We start from the raw sequence: 20,644 nt of genomic DNA, 5'->3' as shown, positions 1-20,644 counted from the left end.
TTTATTTTTCTCCCTCAGGTTTATCTTTATAGTTGAAAGTGAAGAAGAACAGTGCAGCAATCACTAAAGCACCAATTGCTGGGTACCACCAAAAATGTTGCCATTGAGGCAATGCAGCATCACCTTGTGCGGTAACCATATTGTTAAATAGCAGCCCACTAACTTGTGAACCAATTAACATCCCTACCCCATAAGTGAATAGCACTAATAGGCTCTGTGCTTGTCCTTTCACTTTTTCACCAGCGACTTTATCGGTATAAATGAAGCCAATAACAAAGAAAAAGTCATAACACATGCCATGCAGAAAGATGCCAATGTAGATCATCCAGCGCAGCTCTTCGGTGATACCTAATGCGAACATCACATAGCGTAAAAACCATGCTAACATCCCAATGAGCAACATCACCTTAATACCTAATCGAGCAAAGAAGAACGGAATGAGCAACATAAAGAACAGCTCTGACATCTGCCCAATAGATAACACGCCACCCACATTAGTAAAACCGGTTGCCGCAACGAACGGTGCAGCATAGGCATAATAGGCAGCAAGCGGGATAGAAATTAGCATCGCACAAATAATAAACACTAAGAAATGGCGTTGCTTTAACATGGCAAATGCATCAGCACATAATAAATCGCGCATAGCAACAGGTTTACCACGCTCTGGAGCAGGTGTGTGTGGCAACGTAAAGCTGTAGATAGCCAGAACTAATGAAGCGACCGCCGCTAATGTGAAGATTTCGATACTGTCTGACAGCCCCGTTCCCCCGACAATCAGCCCTGCGACAATCCAGCCAAATGTGCCAAATGCACGCACTACTGGGAAAGCTTTTTCGCTATTCGTTAAACTATAAAATGCAACGTTATTACTTAAAGCAATAGTTGGCATGTAGCACAGCATATAGCCAAAAATCAGCCACAATAACCAGCTGTGATCCGCAGTAAAAAAGTTAGGAATGATCCATAACAACACGGCCCCTATTAGATGTAATACGCCGAGTACTTTTTGCGAAGCGAAAAAACGGTCAACCACCATTCCGAGTACAAATGGTGATAAAATAGAGGCGATTGGACCGGTTGAATAAGCATCTCCAATAATAGCGGATAAACCATATTTGCCCATGACAACACCGAGCGTCACGTACCACGCGCCCCAGACAAAAAATTGTAAAAACATCATTAATGCTAACCGCGGTACCACCCATGAATAAGCAGTGTGCTTGCCCTCTTGAGCGATGTTGTTGATACCCATAAGACCCCCAACTATAATTTTTATACTCGCTATGACGTTATCACCTAATCGCATAGCAAATTATTTAGGATATATTGTTGTTATTAACCACTTTCAGGTAAAAAAGACGGCATAATTATGCCGCTGGGTTGCTGTGCATAGCCTTTGACTTGAGCAAGATGTAATTCACAGATCTTTGCTCCCCACTTTATTAAGGTTTGAGATAGTTCCAAACTTTCAACGGGCACTAGTACAACAGGTGTTGTGCCGCGATGATGATGATTTAGCATCCAATTCACTAAATCGAGGGCAACGTCATAACGATAACTACATCCAGGCCCTAACATACGAGATGCAGGATGAGCGACTGATGCGAGATACCCTTCAATGCGTCCATTCAATTCCCAAACCGCAATACGCCATATTCCACTGGTGTTGTGCAGAAAATATTCAATATCGCGTTTGCGCGAGATCCCCAATAATTCGGATTCAAGCTGCATAATGGCAGCTAAATCTTCAATTTGAGCATCACGTATTTTTCCATTAGTCAGTCGTGGGAACGCAGTTCCCTCAATAGGAACAGGGATAACCATATCTTGATAGATGGCATAAGGTGTAAAACCAGCTCGTCGATAGAGTGAATAAGAATCTAAATTTAGGGCGCTGGACAACAAACGGATCGGTAAATCCCCTGCAAGTTCATCGGCTTTTGATAGCAAGCGACTTGCAATACCTTTACCAAAATGATCAGGATGTACATTCATGATCCCTAAACCTAAATGCGTTTCTCTTAGATGGAAAAAGCAAGAGCCGCGTATCATGTCTTGCTCATCACGAGCAATCCAGTGATAACCATCATCTAATTTGTGGTAGACCTCGATAAACAATTCACAACTTTCTGGGCCCGCAGGAAATATTTTTCCAAGTCCATGCTGTTGATACCACTGATTAGTTGAATCATGGATTAATGCTGCCACTGCTTTGCGATCAGTAGGCTGTGCTATCTGTAATTGCAAATCCATCCATCACCTCTCACATTTTTAGTTTTTAAAATGAGGTTGTTACTAAATGGCAATATACACTTATGCTAAATATACTTAAATGAAATCGATTTCAGATTGAATGTAATCGATTTCATTTTTAAAATATAATCAATTTGTTTTTTTCAGCAACTAGCAAAGTGCTTATAAAGCAAGCAAAAAGATGAATTTGTAATCTACATCACAAGTTCAGTGCAATAAAATCTTAATAATTCGAGGGGCTGTGAGACGACAAATGACAAATGAATGAGTCGCTAGGGGCTTACATAAGTAAGTGACTGTGCGAGTGAATGAAATCGACAACACTGCGACTGGAAGTATGACGAGTATAGTCGTACTTTTGATCACGATGTAGCATACTGTGCATGACAATGAATAAAAGGAAAAACAAGCTATGTCGATAGATAAAGTAGCAAAAATCGCAGGAGTATCAAAAGCGACCGTTTCGCGGGTGCTTAATAATCAACACATTGTCAAACCTGCGACACGAGAAAAGGTTCTAACGGCAATTCAGCAATGTAATTATCAACCTAACCTACTCGCCCGCCAACTGCGTACTTCGCGTAGCCGTATGCTATTAGTTCTCGTTTCAAACATTACCAACCCCTTTTGTTCTTTGGTTGTTAGAGGCATTGAAGAAGAAGCAGAACGACATGGTTATCATATTTTGTTATGTAATTCCGAATCCAATCCTACCCGCGAATCGGCTTATTTAAGCCTACTTAGCGGTAAGGTTGTCGATGGTGTGATCACCATGGATGCGATAAGTTGTCTACCGGGACTAACCGATATGATCGGTGATTTTCCATGGGTTCAATGTGGCGAAGGTGATACTGATTTTAGGGCATCATCAGTGACCATCGATAATGCACAGGCCGCTATCGCAGGGGTGTACCATCTCGCTGCGAAAGGCCGTCAACGCATTGCTTTAATCAACAGTGATATGCGTTACCTATATTCACAGCAACGTGAACAAGGCTATCGAAAAGCTTTAACAGAACTTGGGCTCAATTATTGCCGAGTAGAATATATTGAAGAGCTGGATTATACCGGTGGCGCCAAAGCGATGCAGAAGATATTACAGGACGACCAACGACCTGATGCAATATTTGCGATATCTGATGTAATAGCAGGTGGTGCAATGAGCGTGCTCCACCAGCAAGGGTTACGTATCCCTGATGATATCGCCGTGATGGGTTTCGATGGCATTCCATTTGGTGATGTCACAGTCCCGCCCCTCACAACCATTATTCAGCCAATGCATCAATTTGGTGTTCGTAGTGTTCAATTATTACTGCGTAAAATTAAAGATCCCCAATTAGACGATTGCCATGAAGTTCTTGAATGGAAATTATTAGAACGTGGGTCTGCTTAATTTAACCTCTAATCGTTGTTCCGACTTTTTCTGATTGCAGGAAACATTCTGTTTTTATATTTTATCAATACATACTCAACATCATTGAAGTGCAGCTAGCGGACAAATGAGAGAAGTCAACAATACCGCAATTTGCAGTATGATGAGTAAGCGATAATTTTAATTAAAAGGCATCAATATGACCATTATCCTCACTGTTGTATTTATTATTTTACTCTTATTTATTGTTGGCTGGGGTATTTCTATCTATAACAGCCTAATCAGTACACGTAATCAAGTTGATAACCAATTTGCGAATATTGATGTTATTTTAAAACAAAGAGCAGATCAGATCCCTCAATTAGTGACTATTACTGAAAAAGCAATGGAACACGAGAAAAGTTTATTTACTTCGTTAAGTGATGCACGACAGCGTTATCTCAATGCCCAACAAGTTGATGATAAAATTTCAGCATCAAATGAAATGGGTCGTGTGCTGAGTCGTATTGTCGCCGTTGCTGAAAATTACCCTACATTAATTTCTGGGGAGCAATTTTCTCAATTGCAAATTGCCCTTAGCGAAGTTGAAGATAAGTTAGCTCAACGCCGCGAAGGGTTTAATGATGCAACAACTGAATATAATACGGCGATTCAAATGTTCCCAAATAGCATTATTGCTGGTTTCTTTAATTTTAAATTATTACCATTACTAGATATTTCAGATGATGAAAAAAAATATAACGGTATTCAATTCAAATAATCCGTATGTGACAGGCCATAAATGAATATATACTATTTTTTAGGTGCAATTTTAGGTGCACTTATTTTCTATTTAGATAATAGATTTTCTCAAAAGAAAAAAACGAACTGGGGGATTATTCCATTTATTTCGATAGTCTGGGGCACTTGGGTATATATTTCCCCTCAAAAGGGTGACTATCTCGACATAATTTACTATGCCGTGATTTTAATCGTCGCATTTCTTATCATTAAATTTGTTAGGCGATTAAGTAACAGTGCGTATGCACATTATCAGAAATTACAAAATGAAGGCGACACTAAATTTAGTGCATCCATTAAATCAATTTATATGTTTCTTCTTGCCGGCAGTTTAATGCTAGGCTTTTTTATTGATATTCGTATTTTCTTTCTTGCCTTTGTCTTAACCATCGTCTTTTATTTGCTCGAAAACACTCCAGAAAAACGTTTTCTGAAGTATCAAAAAAACCTCGCTACCTCAAAAATTCGTTCTGTCGCCATGGGGTTAGCCGAAATTGAAGGGAAGATCACAGCGGGAACACAACTTAGGAGCCAATTAGGTGGAAAAAGTTGCTATGGCTCGTTTTACTCTGAATATGCTATTTCAAAAAATATAGAAGGCAAAAAAAGCTATCGGCTGATCAAAAGTAAAAATGTCATACATGATTTTACCCTAACCGATGATACTGGGTCGATTAAAGTTGTTTGTGACCCTGAGCACTTTGTTTGCGCAGGCTTACAACCACATAGTGATTTTGAAAGTGGTAGTATCCGCTATAAAGAATATATCATTGAAGGCAACAAAAATTATTTACTGATAGGGACTGTAGATTCTGACAACGGCACCCCAATCATTACCCGCAAGCCTCCGCATCATTTATTAGGGCTATCCCCTTCTGCATATGTCACTCGTTGGAACAAAACCGGTCCATTTCGTAGAAATTTAGTCATCACCATTTCAATTGCTTTGATATTAGTAGCGTTTGTTTTCATTACGCCAATGGAGTACCACAATGGCTTGCTCACGCTGCATTTTAATCAGATCTCATTTCTAGGTGGCAAGTAATATGGGATTAATCGTTTTTTGGATCATCATTCTTCTGTGTTGTTATATGCTCATCCGCTATTTAGTTGGTACCTACAATAGCCTCGTTTTCTTAAAAAATAACTGCTACAAGGCATTTGCCAATATTGATGTGTTACTGAAAAAACGCTTCGATTTACTGCCTGCAATAGTGCAAATAGCCGATCAAGCGATGACACATGAAAAATTCTTGATCAATATGTTAGTCAAAAGCCGAGATACCTATATCTCTACTTCAGATCTTGATACTAAAATTAATACAGTAAACCAAACCGCTGCTTATTTTCAAAAAGCCATCATCATTGCTGAAAACTATCCCCATTTAGTTAGCAAAAATACCTTGCTGGAATTACAAAGCCAAACAAAACGTATTGAAGATCAAATTGCTGATCGACGCGAATTTTTTAACCAAACTGTGACGCTGTACAATACCGGTATTCAACTGTTCCCAAATGTTATTTTTGCCTTTTTGTTTGGATTCAAAATGATTTCTTTGCTCTATGCTCAACAGGAGCCTAAACGATGATCACAATCCCTTTCTCTTTATTTGGCTTTACTAACTGGATACTTGCAAAAAATGAACCTGCTATTGTGGTGATGCTTGCAACCTTCGGCATGCTATTAGGAATTATAGTAATAATAACCTTACTTAATGTCCTTGGCTTAAAACGCTATTCAGGCTATATCACCCTTGCTTTACTCTGCTCAGTATTTATTAGTTTAGTTATCATGATCCCTATGCTATTGCTCTTTAGGATTGAGGATACAATAAAATTTATTTTGGTTTGGATAGTGATCGTCGGTAGCTGCCTCACTTTTAGCCTATCTAACCAACGTTATATCGATATGTTTACTGAAGAAGCGACTAATACTGCGAATACAAAAAATCAACCAACATCAAAGAAACCACAAAATAATAAGAAAAATAAGCGTAAAAACAAAAAATAGTTAAAATACAAAAAAAGCCAGCTGATAAAATCAGCTGGCTCAATTCACACTCAAAGCTTAGTTAGTGCTATTTGTTTAGATTTTCGCGATAAGTTGGAAAATCCATCTCTTTATAACGCACAATCGATGTTTTCTTGGCAATCTTATAACCAAACCAAATTGCTAAGAATAATGGAATACCGATATAAGTTGCAGTTACACCTACCCAATCAATCTTATCTTCTAAGAATGCCTGATAGTTTTGTCCTAATGTGATCACCAAACAAAGTACAAAGGCAAAGATTGGTCCAAGAGGGAAAAAGCCTGAACGATAAGGCAGATCATTTAAATCCTTACCTTGCGCAATATAGCCTTTACGGAAACGATAGTGACTTATAGCAATCCCTAACCAAGCAATAAAACCTGTCATACCTGAGGTATTCAATAACCATAAATACACGGTTTGGTTACCAAACATCGAACTTAAAAAGCACAGCGCAGCGATCACGGTGGTTGCCAATAATGCATAACGAGGAACACCGCCCTTAGAAAGGCGAGCAAAAATACGTGGGGCTTTACCTTCACGCGCTAAAGTATAAAGCATACGAGTTGATGCATACATTCCTGAGTTACCCGCTGATAACACCGCCGTTAAGATAACCGCATTCATCACTGCGGCAGCAGATAGTAAACCTGCATTTTCAAACACTAATGTAAACGGACTCACACTAATATCTTTAACATCGTTACGCAGCAAATTTGGATCAGTATAAGGAATGATCAAGCTGATAATTAAGATAGCAAAAATATAGAACAGCAAAATACGCCAAAATACTTTACGCACAGCTTTAGGAATGTTTTTCGCAGGATCTTGTGATTCACCGGCTGCAATACCAATCAATTCAGTCCCTTGGAAGGAGAAACCAACGATCATGGCAACGCCAATCATTGCTGAAAAACCACCAGCAAATGGCGCATCACCGATAGTCCAGTTATGCCATCCTGCATTTTCAGCACCATTCATGATCCCAAAAATCATCAATACACCGACAACGATAAAAATAATAACGGTTGTAACTTTGATTAAAGAGAACCAATATTCCGCTTCCCCAAATCCTTTTACGGAAATGTAGTTAAGTAAGAAAATAATTGCTAAGAATATTGCACTCCAAATCCAACCGGGCGTATCAGGGAACCAATAAGTCATGACTAATTGCGCTGCAACCAAGTCAACAGCAATCGTAACCGCCCAGTTATACCAATAGTTCCAGCCTAAAGCGAAACCAAAACCTTCATCAACGTATTTCGCACCATAGGTAGCAAAGGAGCCAGATACTGGCATATAAGCCGCCAGCTCCCCTAAACTAGTCATTAAAAAATAAACCATTAAGCCGATGATGGCATAAGATAAAAGTGCCCCGCCGGGGCCTGCTTGAGCAACTGTCGCACCTGATGCGACAAAAAGACCGGTACCAATTGATCCGCCAATCGCAATCATCGCAAGATGACGAGCCTTTAGCTCACGGCGCAATTTATTCTGCCCACCGCTTTGTACCGTAGTGGTATGTTGTTCTGACATCTGTTCCCTGTATTTCTTCATTTAACTAATATTGAATGAATTCTAGCAAAACATCCTGTCATAACTAAGTAACTCTTGGCTGTTATAAGATACCTTCATAATCCAAACAAAATTATTAGCAAAATATTTATGTAAACCCTATCATTTTCGTACAAAAAATAAACTCTTTTATAGCTATTGAACGTTAAAGGTCACCAGCCTCAAAATAGCGAATATATTTGTTTTAGACACATTGATATACTTAGAAACACTCTTTTTATTAATTTTTATTTACACATTAAGAAATATTTATCATTATATTACCTAAATAATTAATAAATTAATTATGGTTCAGAGAAGCAATAATAAATTTATTTATAAAATACCAAATTTAATGACAAATGATTAGTCGAAATAGGTAAAATGTGCTCCTTTGTGCTCCTTTGTGCTCCTTAACGTTTAGTGCTATCTTATAGCAGAACTTATAAAATATGCATATAAAGAGTCGTTATGGTCACTATAAGCGATGATCGTATAATATAGACTCAGTATACCCAAATATAGCTAGGCTAATAGTGGATGAAGGACTTTCTCCGATAGAAATAGCATGTCTAACACACCAACCTAGTTCGCCGACTTCAATACGAAAACTTCCTAACTTGAAATATGATGAATATAAATAGTTCGAGACGATTGTATACTCATCATCTGAATAGATTATATATAAAGGAATAAAATATCATGAGTGATCTGCTTGTATTAATGCTAATTATCGCGCTTATTACTATTTTTTCAGTAAGAATGCATAACAATATTATCAAAAAATACAATCGAATGAGACAAGCGTGGGCTGACGTCATAGTACAAGTTCGCCAAAAAGAATTAGTTATTCCTAAAATTGAAAAAATTGTGAATGAACATAAAGAATTTGAGTCGACTGTTTTAACAGAAATTACTAAGATGCGCTCTTTAGCATCTGATTTAGATAAATCCCCTGAGACTGTTAGCCCACAAACTTTAAAAAATTACAAAGATAACTTTGATACTCTATTTAAGAGTATTAAGCTCACGGTAGAAAACTATCCAGATTTAAAATCAATCAATCTTTATCGTGACTTAGCAAATCAAATCTCCGAGCAAGAAGATAATATTAGTGCCGCTATTCGTATATACAACAGTAATGTTGCAGAATTTAATACGTCAATAGAAGAGTTTCCTAACAATTATATCAACAAAACCTTTACCAAAAAGAACCCAGGACAACCCTTTGAGCATGAGCAATCCTCTATCGATATCGGGTTTACTCCAACTTTTTAATGCGCTACTGACCACTGTGCATTATGTGAAAGCGTAGTAACGACCATTTACTTACACCAGTTACTGCGTTTTCTATGCGTCTAGCGATTCACCCGCTTGTCACCTAGCTACATTTTAAATTATTTAGGTATATACAGGTTCAATGTTAAAACATGCTATCAAGTAATATTAAAACTCAACAAGTTATTGATAAAATACAAGAACAGGTCAACAATGCCAAAAGCTATAATGACCTCACTGAAGCCATATTTATCGCAAAAGCTGAGAACAAAAAATTAGAATTCAATAATCTAGTGTTTCTAACTATTTGCCTTGTTTCTCTACTAGCCGTTGCTATTCTTTGGGCTAATGCCAATGAAAATGGTGGATTCAGCTGGTTCAGCTTAACGGGTATTTATATCGTACTCATTTCTATTGTTGGTCTTTTTTCATTACTCGTCATTTGGGGAAGAGAAAGTAATATTCCTCAATTAAATAGAGATATTTATCGAATGTGGGGGCTACTTGATAATAAGCTTAATTGCCACCCTACTCATAACGGGAACGTTAAAACAATGCTTAATGATTTTGAACAGTTTAAAAGAGGCAACTGTTCAAGAGAAATTGAATGGGAGTATCGTTCTTTAGCTGAAATATCAACATCATTTTATTTCTATAACTTTATATATACTGAACGAACGCGTACTACAAAAGGGACAAAAGAACTACATTACTATCGTTATGGGCTAATTTTACCGTTCACCGGTTTCAAAGATATTCACATTATTAGCGATGGAAAAACGCCCTGCAAAACTCACTATTCATTAGCATCAGCAGAATTTAATAAACATTTTAAACTCGGTGCTAAAGATCCCTTACTATTGAGTAAATTTTTAAAACCAATGGTCATCGAAGCGCTGGTTAATGCGACAAAAGAACTTGATAGCTTAAATGTGGAAATTAATGCAAATGAGATGATGTGTATTTCTTTTAGTAACGCCGATAGACTTTACTACACTCCTAATTATGGCTTAAATTCACCCGATAAGTTCCTCAACGAGCTAAACAAACCAGACTTGAAATTACCCATGCTAACCACCGCGATACAACTTTACAATACCTTCGTAAAATACTCCGATAAAAACTTTTAATTGCAACTTAATGTAATCAAAAAAACCGAGATCAGTAATCGAATTGAGCCTATAAGCGATTAAGTTAAGCCGTAAACACCCCAAGTTTACGGCACGACTATGTTGGAGGAATTTGGCTATTTGCAATAATCTAATAGATTTTTTATCGCATTAGATAAGTGTTTTTGACGATGATAAATGAGATACAGTGTTCGATGTAGCTGCAACTCATCCACGTTTAACTCGACTAATGAACCATTCGCGAGTTGCTCATCAATCACTCTTCGTGATAAACAGCTGATCCCCATTCCAAAACGTACAGCATGCTTAATTGCTTCCGAATTGCCGAGCTCCATAAAAATATGAAAACCGGGTAGATGTGCAAATAAAAGTTGATCAAGTACATCACGTGTTCCTGAGCCTCTTTCACGTAATACCCACGGAGCATCTCTTAATTCTTTTAACGTTAACGTTTTTCCCGCTAATGGATTATCTGGGGCTGCGAATATCACTAATTCATCTTTTAGCCATGGTTCAGTAATTAATTCAGGGCTATGACAAACGCCCTCAATAAGGCCTACATCGGCTCTAAATTCCATGACCGCTTTAATGACATCTTCTGTATTACTGATATTTAATTCTAACGGAATGGAGGGATGGTCATAGCGATACTTAGCTAATAGTTGCGGCAGCATGTAATTACCAATTGTTGTACTTGCGGCTAATCGTACCGCTCCCATCTCTTTTTTAAATAATTGTTCCACTTCTAAAGCTTGTTCCAGCAGTGCTAGTGCCTTTGGATATAACAACCGGCCATGTTCATTTGTAACAAGTCGTTTACCTACACGGTCGAACAGCTGCACGCCAAGTTGCCCTTCCAGATCAGTCAGAGAAGCGCTCACCGCAGATTGCGATAATGCAAGCAATTGAGAGGCTTGAGTTGTGGAGCCACTTTTAAGTACTTCCGTAAATACCTCAAGTTGCCTAAGTGTTATTCGCATACAGGTCGCTCCAAACATTGTTCGCTTGTGTTTGTAATAATATTGTTAATATTAATGATTTATTACCAAGTTACCAGAAGAAACTTTTAACCACTTTTTTTAATTGATTATACCAAAACAATCAATTTAAATTATTAAAGATTTTGTTATATGCTTATTCCAAAATTATCTATGCCCTGTATGATCCGTTTAACAAGCAGGTATCAGCAGTAACTAAAGGTACGATTATGGATAAAAGCAATACCAAAACACTCGTTCAACACACCAGCCATCCTGCATTAAAACTCATTCCTGGTGTGATTTTAGCCGGTATATTAACGGCAATTTCGATGTATTTAGGGGAACAACAATGGTTTATTGAGATAGGCTTAGGCGCACTTACCCTCGCCATCTTATTAGGAATTATCGTCGGTAACACCATCTATCCTGTTGTCAGTAGCCGCTGCGATGATGGGATCAAATTTGCAAAACACTATTTTTTACGTGCAGGGATCATTCTTTATGGTTTTCGACTCACATTTCAACAAATCACGGATGTCGGCGCTACAGGTCTATTGATTGATGCATTAACATTAGCTTCAACTTTTTTACTGGCTTTTTGGTTGGGGAAAAAAGTCTTTGGTTTAGATGATGAGACAACCTTTTTGATCGGTGCAGGTAGTAGCATATGTGGTGCAGCTGCCGTAATGGCCACAGAGCCAGTCGTAAAAGCATCGGCGAGCAAAGTCGCCGTCGCAGTTTCCACCGTGGTTATCTTTGGTACTATCGCGATTTTTGTTTACCCATGGCTATACCAGCTGAATGCCCATTTCGGCTGGTTCACTCAAACACAAGATACTTTCGGTATCTACGTTGGCTCAACAGTGCATGAAGTTGCCCAAGTAGTTGCTATCGGTCATACCATCGGCCCTGAAGCAGAGAATGCTTCTGTGATCACAAAAATGATCCGCGTTATGATGTTAGCGCCATTTCTTATTATCTTGTCAGCTTATTTAAGCCGCCGCAGTACCGCAATTAAAGGCTCAAATACAGAAAAAAGCAAAATCACTATTCCTTGGTTTGCCGTCATTTTTATCTTAGTCGCAGGATTCAACTCTTTTAATCTACTGCCAACCGTTTTAGTGCAATATATTATTACCCTTGATACCATTTTACTGGCAATGGCAATGGTTGCACTCGGCCTCACGACTCATGCCAGCGCAATCCGCCAAGCAGGTATTAAACCAATATTAATGGCACTTATTTTGTTTGCATGGTTAATCGTTGGTGGTTTTGCAATTAATGCACTTATTCAACTCTTCTTATAATATTTTTTCACTTTAATTTATGATTGGCCGCTTTGAGTGAAGCGGCTTTTTTTGTGTATTTCATTTATTGGTCTATTAATGGCATACTTCACAAAAAAGGAGTCAATAATGAAATATGTTGGAGCACACGTTAGCGCCTCTGGTGGCGTTGATCAGGCAGTCATTCGCGCTCATGAAATTAATGCCACGGCATTTGCGTTATTCACTAAAAATCAGCGTCAGTGGAAAGCCGCACCACTGAGCGAAGATGTGATTGAAAAATTTAAAGCAAACTGTGCTAAATATGGTTACGGTAAACATCAAATTTTACCTCACGACAGCTATTTAATTAATTTAGGGCATCCAGAAATGGAAGCGCTCGAAAAATCACGAGTGGCTTTTATCGATGAAATGCAGCGTTGTGAACAATTAGGGATTGATTTACTCAATTTCCACCCGGGCAGCCACCTAAAAAAAATTGATGTCGATGACTGCTTATTGCGTATCGCCGAATCTATCAATATTGCCTTAAATGAAACAAAAGGTGTTATCGCGGTGATTGAAAATACCGCTGGGCAAGGTTCTAATTTAGGGTACCGTTTCGAACATTTGGCTAGGATCATTGAAAACGTTGATGATAAGAGCCGTGTGGGTGTATGTATTGATACTTGCCATGCTTTTGCCGCAGGCTATGATTTACGCACAGAAGAAACCTGTGAAGAAACATTTAAACAGTTTTCTGATATTGTTGGTTTCAAATACCTCAAAGGCATGCATTTAAATGATGCAAAAAGTGAATTTGCTAGCCGTGTTGACCGCCACCATAGTCTTGGCGAAGGTAATATTGGCTACACGCCTTTTAGCTATATCATGAAAGACTCACGTTTCGATGGGATCCCATTAATATTAGAGACGATCAATCCAGATATTTGGCCGCAAGAAATTGCTTGGTTAAAATCACAGCAGAATTAAAGAATAAATCAAAGGCGGCATTAGCCGCCTTCAACACACTTTACAACGATTCCATCTCAATTTTAGCCATCATATCCGCTAATTTATTACGATTCTTTAACCCAACATCAGGTTGAGAAACGGATAGCGCTGATATCGCCGTCGCCATACGCAGTGTATGTGCGCTTGATTCACCGTTTAGTAACCCGTAAGCCAACCCTGCAACCATAGAGTCACCAGCTCCCACAGTGCTAATCACTTCACAATGGGGAGGTTTCGCTAACCAAGAGCCTGATGCATTCACCCACAGTGCGCCGTCTTCACCAAGAGATATCACCACATGAGAAATGCCTTTATCACGCAGCTCGTGTGCCGCTTCAATAACGTCTTTGAGTTCAGGTAATTTACGCCCCACCCACATCTCTAATTCATAACGATTAGGTTTCACTAACCAAGGCGACGCTTTTAGTCCCGCTTTAAGGGCTTCACGGCTGCTATCAAAAATAATACATGGGCATAATTGGCGCAGCCGAGTCATCCAGCGGGTGAATTCTTCAGGTTCGATCCCATTTGGCAAACTTCCGCTAACAACGACCATGTCAAAATGACCTAGCCAATTCAGCGATTCTGTGGCAAAACGGTTCCAGTCTTCTTTACTGACATCAAACCCTGAAAAATTGAAATCAGTTGACTCACCGTTATTTTCGGTAAGTTTAACGTTGATCCTAGTACGCCCCGGAACCATACAAAAACGGTTTGCCATACCATTATCACTAAAAAAGTGTTGGAACTCTTCTTGGTTATCTTTTCCCATGAAGCCACTTACCGTGATATCTATTCCCAAATCACGTAATACTTTTGCAACATTAACACCTTTGCCTCCGGCATTGAGGCTAGCAGTCTTCACTAAGTTGACTTCACCGACTTCGATTGATGGACATAGCCCAACCAGATCATAGGCAGGATTTAATGTAATTGTAGCAACTCGGCGAGTCATAACCTCGGATCTCCCTTATCGTTATAGTCATTTATACTCTAGAACACTTGGAGCATAGTCACTGAAAGTATCTGAGTATAGCAAGATGTTTTGCCCTACTTATACCATTAAAACACAATGGCTTCAGCGATATTTGCTGTTTTTCCTGATTGTTTTTTCATAATGAGCTGGCAAAATGTCACCACCGAAAAAACAGAAAGAAGAAAAACTTATGTCTAATATTGATCATGTTGTTGTGGGCGTTGGTGTGATTATTACCAATCCGCAAGGTCAAATTTTAATGGGTAAACGCAGTAGTCAGCATGCTCCTTACTGGTCGATTTTTGGTGGACATGTCGATGCTGGGGAATCTTTTGAAGATTGCGCTATTCGAGAAATAAAAGAAGAAATTGGTATTGATATCTCAGCTCCTACCGTTTTTGGCATTAGCAATAATGTCAACACTTACCGCCAAGAAGGTAAACATACGGTTTCCATCTGTATGCATGTGGAATATCGTGGTGATAAACAACCTCAGATTATGGAGCAAGACAAATGTGAAAGTTTAATGTGGGTTTCCCCTCATGAGCTTCCTGAACCTCACTTTGAAGCAAGTCACAATGCTATTGATCTTTGGCTTAATCACCGATTTTATCACCATCCCGCTTAACGCCTGCATTATTGTACAAATGCCAAATCCGTGTTTGTACAATAAATGGCCAACTCATTATATTTACTATCAAAATTGCCTTTTTATTCATTATTTATTGTTTACATTAATATACACTGCATGTATCATCAAGCTAGTACAAAGAAACATTACTCGGGAGTTTCCATGTCTGTTGATACAGCAAAAACAATTAAACAGCCCTCCATTCTAGGAGGCGCAATGATCATCGCTGGTACCGCTGTAGGTGCTGGTATGTTTTCAATACCCATGGTTACCTCTGGTGTCTGGTTTACAGGATCTATTGTCCTTTTAATTTATACTTTTGCTTGCATGTTACTCTCTGGCTTGATGATTTTAGAAGCCAATATGAACTATCCAGCAGGGGCAAGTTTCCATACGATGGTCAAAGACTTATTAGGCCCCGTGTGGAACTCTATAAACGGTTTATCGATTACTTTTGTACTGTATATTCTCACCTATGCTTATATCTCCGCGGGTAGCTCGATTATCTCTAGCAACTTATCCGACTATATGGAAATGCCACAAGCTATCTCCGGACTTGTTTTCGCATTGATAGTCGCTTTCTTTGTATGGTTATCAACCAGAGCCGTTGATCGTTTAAGCACCATTTTGATTGGTGGTATGGTCATCACTTTTGTGATGTCAATTGGCGGTATGGTAACAACAGCATCACCATCTATTTTATTTAACCAAGTAGAGAATGGTGATACACATTATTTACCTTATGCGCTTGCCGCTCTACCTTATTTGCTAACATCCTTTGGTTATCATGGTAATGTTCCTGGTTTAGTGAAGTACTACAATAAAAACAGCCGCTCAGTCGTTCTAAGTTTGGTTTACGGTGCGATCATTACTGTTGCTATTTATATTTTGTGGCAGTATGCGATCCAAGGGAACATCCCTCGTTCTGCTTTCGTACAAATTCGCGAAGAAGGCAACAATATTGGTGCTCTACTGAATCAAATGAACTTATCCACCAACAGTAGCTTTATTTCGCAATTTCTAACGCTATTTTCCTATATGGCCCTTGCAAGCTCATTCTTAGGTGTATCTTTAGGTTTATTTGATTTTATTGCTGATTTCTTTAAGTTTAATGATAACCAGCAAGGCCGTTTAAAATCAGCCTTAATTACTTTCTTACCACCCACTGTGTTCGCTTTGGTTTTCCCAAATGGCTTTATTTATGCAATTGGTTTTGCGGGACTAGCTGCTACAGTTTGGGCAGTGATTATTCCTGCTCTGATGGCAAGGGCGAGCCGTAAACGTTTCCCTAAAAACAGTTATAAAGCTCCCGGTGGTATGGGTGTGATTTGGTTTGTGATCCTCTTTGGTGTTATTAATGCTGTCGCCCACATTCTTTCTTTGCTAGGTTTATTACCTATTTATTAAATAATGTTTCCCCTCTCCTTGCCTGCTAGCGAGAGGGGTTAACCTCAATTTTATCTTATACTCTTCTTTGAAATTGATGCTTAAATTTTTCTCGTTGATATCCCTCTACTTAACGGCAATCTTAAAAGATATTATGTTTATCGATAACTGTCGTTTTTTTTACTAAAAAATAGGCTTAGTATCTTGCCTAATCGCCTATCTGCGAGTACTTTTGTCGCACTCTTTTTTGACAATTCTAAAGAAGGTTATTTATGGCAAAGGCCAATGAAATCAAACGTGGGTTTGCAGTCAATTACAATGGCAAACTGCTGCTGGTTAAAGATATCGATATTCAATCACCAAGTGCACGTGGTGCCAGCACTTTATACAAAATGCGTTTTACGGATATAAAAACAGGTCAAAAAGTTGAGGAACGTTTTAAAGGCGATGATATCTTAGAAACCATCTCCTTAACTCGCCGTGGTGTGAGTTTTTCTTACATTGATGGTGACGAATACGTGTTTATGGATAACGAAGACTATACACCATACCTATTTAAACATGCAGATATTGAAGAGGAATTATTATTCATTCCAGAAGAAGGCTTACCTGGAATGCAAGTTCTGACAATGGATGGGCAAGTATTAGCTCTCGAATTACCACAAACGGTTGATATGGTTATCGTTGAAACAACGCCAGCTATCAAAGGTGCTTCCGCAAGTGCGCGTACTAAGCCTGCAACTATGGCAACCGGTTTAACAGTACAAGTTCCTGAGTACTTAACTAGCGGTGAAAAAATTCGTATTCATATCCCTGAACGCCGTTTTATGGGCCGCTGCGAATAAAATCAGTATAACAATCACCTATGGGCATCTGCCCATAGGCCTTTTCTTAACCACTCACACAATGAAATTAAACAACTGACAACTCAAATTAATTATAATCCAGCGTATACATACCTAATTTTTTATCTTGATCTATCCATTTAAAACTTTGTGTGCCTTTATGGTTTGGTAGTTCATGCGTTCCTGTTTTTAATTTTTTGAATGACGTTTTTACCGTTTCTACTTTGCCTCGATCACTCCAGCAAGTTGTTTCAATTTTGTCTCCCATAGTACCAACTTGGCATGGAGGTACTACGATTGCCCCCACAAATGTAATAGTGGCACTACCGATAACATTTCGCTTTTCGGCATGGGCTGTATAAGTGATGAAATAGCTTAACGTGATGACAAACAATAAAGTCATTAAAGAAGGTTTATTTGCTGTAAGTTTCATGAAAAAAGTATCCGCTTAAAATTAGGTTATCGTCATTTGGTATAATTTATTTATATTAGGAATAGTTTTTTATTATCTATTACCTGATGACGAGGATCTTAATTCGAACGAATAGAATGATATTTAACTAATGGCCGCAGTTTTTTATTTTTCTCTAAATCTAAAGACTGAAGTAAAATTAGTGATATTAATCACAAAAAAATAATAACCACACATTTTGCAATTTTATTTTTTCATTTTCTATTAAAATTAGCCTTGGTATTTAAGAATAAAAAAATCTTCTTTACTTTCATTCACTTAATTTACACTTATTTCACTAGTTAATATGAAAAGTTTACTCGCAAAAAAATTGTTCTATCACCTTCTTTAATGATAGCAAGTGGCCGCCATCGTGCGTGTTATCAACATCCAGAACATGATGGTCTCTGTATCAAAGTACACCACCCTAATAAAGACGATCGTGAAACAATACGCGAAGTAAAGTACTATAAAAGAATTTACCGAAACACATCATCAATAAACGCTATCGCTCATTATTATGGTACGCAAGAAACTAATCTTGGTACTGGGTATGTCTTTCAGTTAATCAAAGATAAAACAGGAAATGTGGCAAATATACTCGACTATTATTTAAAAAATAAACATTCTTTTTTAAAACATCAAAAAAGCATGAAAATTGCCTATGAACTTTTTAAAAAAACAGTTTATAAAGATGCGATTGTCACTATGACGTTAAAACCCTATAACATCGTCTATCAATTAGGCTATAAACCTCACGGACAATTTTTTATCATCGATAACCTTGGCTGCGCTAATTTAATCCCTATTGACTATTACTCGTCAACACTAGCTAGAACCACCCTCACTCGTCGATTTACCGACTTCGAACAGCGTATGATGAGAGAATATCATGTCAAACTTTCCACAATGCAATCTGTTGAGTCAAAGGATTAATCAAAGCAATACAAAATACTGCGGTTAACGACTATGATTGTGGTTATTTTTTATAAGAAATTTAAACTTCTTTACAATTATGGGGTTGGAATATAAACCTGACAGAAATAAGGCAAAACTACCTTAATCAAAATGTGATCTAGATCGTTATTTTAACTGTATTATTTGCAAGCACTACACTCAAATCGCTATTTTTTTAACAAAAAACTCTCAAACCGCGATTTTTATCAGTATTTAATATAATGTTTTGTAAATTATGACCTGATTAACTCGCCATTTCAGTTCTGTTTATGTATGCTCTTTATGTTTGGTGAAATAAGTATGCAACTGCCAAACTCTAACGATGAGTTTCTAACAGGTTGTGGTTATGTTCACATAACTGATTTGCGTCTAATGCAACTCTCTATCTGGTTTTACTCATATACAAAATTTAGCTGTTCTGTATTAAACACTTTCTGTGAAAAACCACAGTAGCATTTCAGAAAATGCGTTTTTCACAGGGATAAGTTTACGTTTATTGTGTGGATAAAACACAGTACAAAAAAGGCAAGGGACATTAAGAATAATGGCAACATCTGAAAAATTTAAGCGCAACATTTTGCGCATTATACCAGCAATAGCGATTGCCGCGACACTCTCAGCTTGTACTACCCCTAATTCTTCAAAGAATGCTCAACGTACTACTCATTCTGAATCTCGCATGTTAAATAATTCATCTGATTCTTTAGCAATGGCCTCTCAAGACGAATTTGAGCAATTAGTTCAAAGTGTTGATACCAAGTCTAAAATCATGGATCAATATGCGAATTGGAAAGGTGTAAGTTATCGTTTAGGTGGAACAACTAAAAGCGGTGTTGACTGTTCAAGTTTTGTGCAACGCACATTCATCGAACAATTTGGCGTTGCTTTACCACGCACGACTTCGGAGCAAGAGTCCTCCGGTAAAAGCGTTAGCCGCAATAGTTTAAAAGCCGGTGATTTGGTTTTATTTAAAACAGGTCGCCGTATGAAACACGTTGGTATCTATATTGGCGATAATAAATTTGTCCATGCATCCACCAGCAGTGGCGTGATCGTTTCAGAAATGACCAACGAGTATTGGAACAAACGATACTATGCAGGTCGCCGTATTATCAATGGTTCGTAATCATTAAAAACAGCTAAATTCCTTGCCAATAAAAAAGCTTCCAAGTTGAATAAACTGGAAGCTTTTTTATTATATTCAGATTAGTTATTACGATGAATAAAAACCTGATTCCAATTCTGCAATAGCAACACCAGAGGCTTTTAAGCGACACATCGCAGCATGCTCATCACTGGCATGAATAAAGAGACAAATTTCTTTCTGCCATTCTAAAATTGCACTTTCAATCTGCAAATCAGATAACGACTCTGACAATTGCTTCATTGCAATACAATCTGTTGCACAGTCATGACTGAGTAATTTCAGCCCCACAAGTTTATCGCTAGCGAAATCATTAGTAGGCACCACCTCAACATGAGTTCCTATCTTTCCTGATAACCAGCGGTAACTTTGCGGCAGCCTGTGCACTACCGAAAGACCTGATTTTTCCACAACAATATCCTATTGCTACCTAACCATTATATTGTTCGTTGAACTAAATTACTTACCAAACAAAAGCGCTATAGTGTCATCTGCTATTAGTTAGCAAATTTTCGCTTTTTTATTCTCCCTTCTCTACTTTCATCGTAGAGGTTGGTAAGGACTATAAACCTCGTTCAAACCGAATTCGCTACAA

The 20,644-nt window shown here is 38.1% G+C and carries 21 protein-coding genes; 14 read left to right on the top strand and 7 right to left on the bottom strand.

Annotation, left to right across the window (positions count from 1 at the left end):
• Position 1: 1 nt before the first annotated feature.
• Together JI723_RS08685 and JI723_RS08680 are read right to left on the bottom strand one after the other, a co-directional pair.
• Entirely contained in the window at positions 2 to 1,252 is a 1,251-nt protein-coding gene (locus JI723_RS08685) for an MFS transporter (protein WP_070927192.1), read from the bottom strand.
• A gap of 83 nt (positions 1,253 to 1,335) precedes the next feature.
• Positions 1,336 to 2,253: a GNAT family N-acetyltransferase gene (locus JI723_RS08680; RefSeq protein WP_272580007.1), complete on the bottom strand. Its 918-nt coding sequence runs from the start codon at positions 2,251 to 2,253 to the stop codon at positions 1,336 to 1,338.
• Between the two features lie 412 nt (positions 2,254 to 2,665).
• Between JI723_RS08680 and JI723_RS08675 the strand changes: the two genes are divergently transcribed.
• The 5 genes from JI723_RS08675 to JI723_RS08655 all read left to right on the top strand — a co-directional run bounded on the left by JI723_RS08675 (position 2,666) and on the right by JI723_RS08655 (position 6,416).
• Entirely contained in the window at positions 2,666 to 3,646 is a 981-nt protein-coding gene (locus JI723_RS08675; protein WP_272580006.1) for a LacI family DNA-binding transcriptional regulator, read from the top strand.
• Positions 3,647 to 3,824: 178 nt separating this feature from the next.
• Positions 3,825 to 4,385, top strand: coding sequence for a LemA family protein (locus JI723_RS08670; RefSeq protein WP_070927923.1), 561 nt, complete (start codon positions 3,825 to 3,827; stop codon positions 4,383 to 4,385).
• Between the two features lie 21 nt (positions 4,386 to 4,406).
• Positions 4,407 to 5,450, top strand: coding sequence for a hypothetical protein (locus JI723_RS08665; RefSeq protein WP_337979926.1), 1,044 nt, complete (start codon positions 4,407 to 4,409; stop codon positions 5,448 to 5,450).
• A 1-nt stretch (position 5,451) separates the two neighbouring features.
• Positions 5,452 to 5,994, top strand: a complete 543-nt coding sequence (locus JI723_RS08660) for a LemA family protein (protein ID WP_272580003.1) — start codon at positions 5,452 to 5,454, stop codon at positions 5,992 to 5,994.
• A complete protein-coding gene (locus JI723_RS08655; protein WP_337979925.1) occupies positions 5,991 to 6,416 on the top strand; it encodes a hypothetical protein in 426 nt (141 codons plus the stop codon). Before JI723_RS08660 ends, JI723_RS08655 begins: the two co-directional genes overlap by 4 nt.
• 67 nt (positions 6,417 to 6,483) lie before the next feature.
• Here the strand turns inward: JI723_RS08655 and JI723_RS08650 are convergent, their stop codons facing one another.
• Complete coding sequence (locus JI723_RS08650; RefSeq protein WP_319066550.1) at positions 6,484 to 7,974, bottom strand: amino acid permease; 1,491 nt, start codon at positions 7,972 to 7,974, stop codon at positions 6,484 to 6,486.
• A 720-nt stretch (positions 7,975 to 8,694) separates the two neighbouring features.
• Here JI723_RS08650 and JI723_RS08645 point away from each other — a divergent pair.
• Positions 8,695 to 9,270 (top strand): LemA family protein, encoded by a 576-nt coding sequence (locus JI723_RS08645; RefSeq protein ID WP_318705326.1) that lies wholly within the window; start codon positions 8,695 to 8,697, stop codon positions 9,268 to 9,270.
• A gap of 152 nt (positions 9,271 to 9,422) precedes the next feature.
• A complete protein-coding gene (locus JI723_RS08640; protein ID WP_337979924.1) occupies positions 9,423 to 10,400 on the top strand; it encodes a hypothetical protein in 978 nt (325 codons plus the stop codon).
• 116 nt (positions 10,401 to 10,516) lie between these two features.
• On the opposite strand, the gene yieE is transcribed toward JI723_RS08640, so the two are convergent.
• The gene (gene yieE, locus JI723_RS08635; protein WP_140178484.1) at positions 10,517 to 11,380 is read right to left on the bottom strand and encodes a DNA-binding transcriptional regulator YeiE; all 864 of its coding nucleotides are present in this window, start codon (positions 11,378 to 11,380) and stop codon (positions 10,517 to 10,519) included.
• Between the two features lie 227 nt (positions 11,381 to 11,607).
• Between yieE and JI723_RS08630 the strand changes: the two genes are divergently transcribed.
• Together JI723_RS08630 and nfo are read left to right on the top strand one after the other, a co-directional pair.
• Positions 11,608 to 12,687, top strand: coding sequence for a YeiH family protein (locus tag JI723_RS08630; RefSeq protein ID WP_319066553.1), 1,080 nt, complete (start codon positions 11,608 to 11,610; stop codon positions 12,685 to 12,687).
• Between the two features lie 108 nt (positions 12,688 to 12,795).
• Entirely contained in the window at positions 12,796 to 13,638 is an 843-nt protein-coding gene (nfo, locus tag JI723_RS08625) for a deoxyribonuclease IV (protein ID WP_337979923.1), read from the top strand.
• A 40-nt stretch (positions 13,639 to 13,678) separates the two neighbouring features.
• On the opposite strand, the gene fruK is transcribed toward nfo, so the two are convergent.
• Positions 13,679 to 14,614 carry a 1-phosphofructokinase gene (fruK, locus tag JI723_RS08620; RefSeq protein WP_140178486.1) on the bottom strand — a complete coding sequence of 312 codons (936 nt, stop codon included), beginning with the start codon at positions 14,612 to 14,614 and terminating at the stop codon, positions 13,679 to 13,681.
• Positions 14,615 to 14,825: 211 nt separating this feature from the next.
• Between fruK and JI723_RS08615 the strand changes: the two genes are divergently transcribed.
• The 3 genes from JI723_RS08615 to yeiP all read left to right on the top strand — a co-directional run bounded on the left by JI723_RS08615 (position 14,826) and on the right by yeiP (position 17,497).
• Entirely contained in the window at positions 14,826 to 15,263 is a 438-nt protein-coding gene (locus tag JI723_RS08615) for a nucleotide triphosphate diphosphatase NUDT15 (RefSeq protein WP_337979922.1), read from the top strand.
• A 165-nt stretch (positions 15,264 to 15,428) separates the two neighbouring features.
• Positions 15,429 to 16,673, top strand: a complete 1,245-nt coding sequence (gene mtr, locus JI723_RS08610) for a tryptophan permease (protein ID WP_319066554.1) — start codon at positions 15,429 to 15,431, stop codon at positions 16,671 to 16,673.
• A 251-nt stretch (positions 16,674 to 16,924) separates the two neighbouring features.
• Positions 16,925 to 17,497, top strand: a complete 573-nt coding sequence (gene yeiP, locus JI723_RS08605) for an elongation factor P-like protein YeiP (protein WP_070927903.1) — start codon at positions 16,925 to 16,927, stop codon at positions 17,495 to 17,497.
• Between the two features lie 88 nt (positions 17,498 to 17,585).
• Here yeiP and JI723_RS08600 read toward each other — a convergent pair whose 3' ends face one another.
• A complete protein-coding gene (locus JI723_RS08600; RefSeq protein WP_140178492.1) occupies positions 17,586 to 17,930 on the bottom strand; it encodes a hypothetical protein in 345 nt (114 codons plus the stop codon).
• Positions 17,931 to 18,299: 369 nt separating this feature from the next.
• Between JI723_RS08600 and JI723_RS08595 the strand changes: the two genes are divergently transcribed.
• The gene (locus JI723_RS08595) at positions 18,300 to 18,884 is read left to right on the top strand and encodes a YrbL family protein (RefSeq protein ID WP_337979921.1); all 585 of its coding nucleotides are present in this window, start codon (positions 18,300 to 18,302) and stop codon (positions 18,882 to 18,884) included.
• 565 nt (positions 18,885 to 19,449) lie between these two features.
• The gene (mepS, locus tag JI723_RS08590; RefSeq protein WP_070927900.1) at positions 19,450 to 20,031 is read left to right on the top strand and encodes a bifunctional murein DD-endopeptidase/murein LD-carboxypeptidase; all 582 of its coding nucleotides are present in this window, start codon (positions 19,450 to 19,452) and stop codon (positions 20,029 to 20,031) included.
• A gap of 87 nt (positions 20,032 to 20,118) precedes the next feature.
• Here the strand turns inward: mepS and JI723_RS08585 are convergent, their stop codons facing one another.
• Positions 20,119 to 20,460, bottom strand: a complete 342-nt coding sequence (locus JI723_RS08585; RefSeq protein WP_070927898.1) for a YejG family protein — start codon at positions 20,458 to 20,460, stop codon at positions 20,119 to 20,121.
• Between the last annotated feature and the right edge of the window lie 184 nt (positions 20,461 to 20,644).

Source organism: Providencia manganoxydans, from assembly GCF_016618195.1.
Lineage (GTDB): Bacteria > Pseudomonadota > Gammaproteobacteria > Enterobacterales > Enterobacteriaceae > Providencia > Providencia manganoxydans.
Note: the sequence above shows the minus strand (reverse complement) of the source record. Positions and strands in the feature narration are given on the sequence as shown.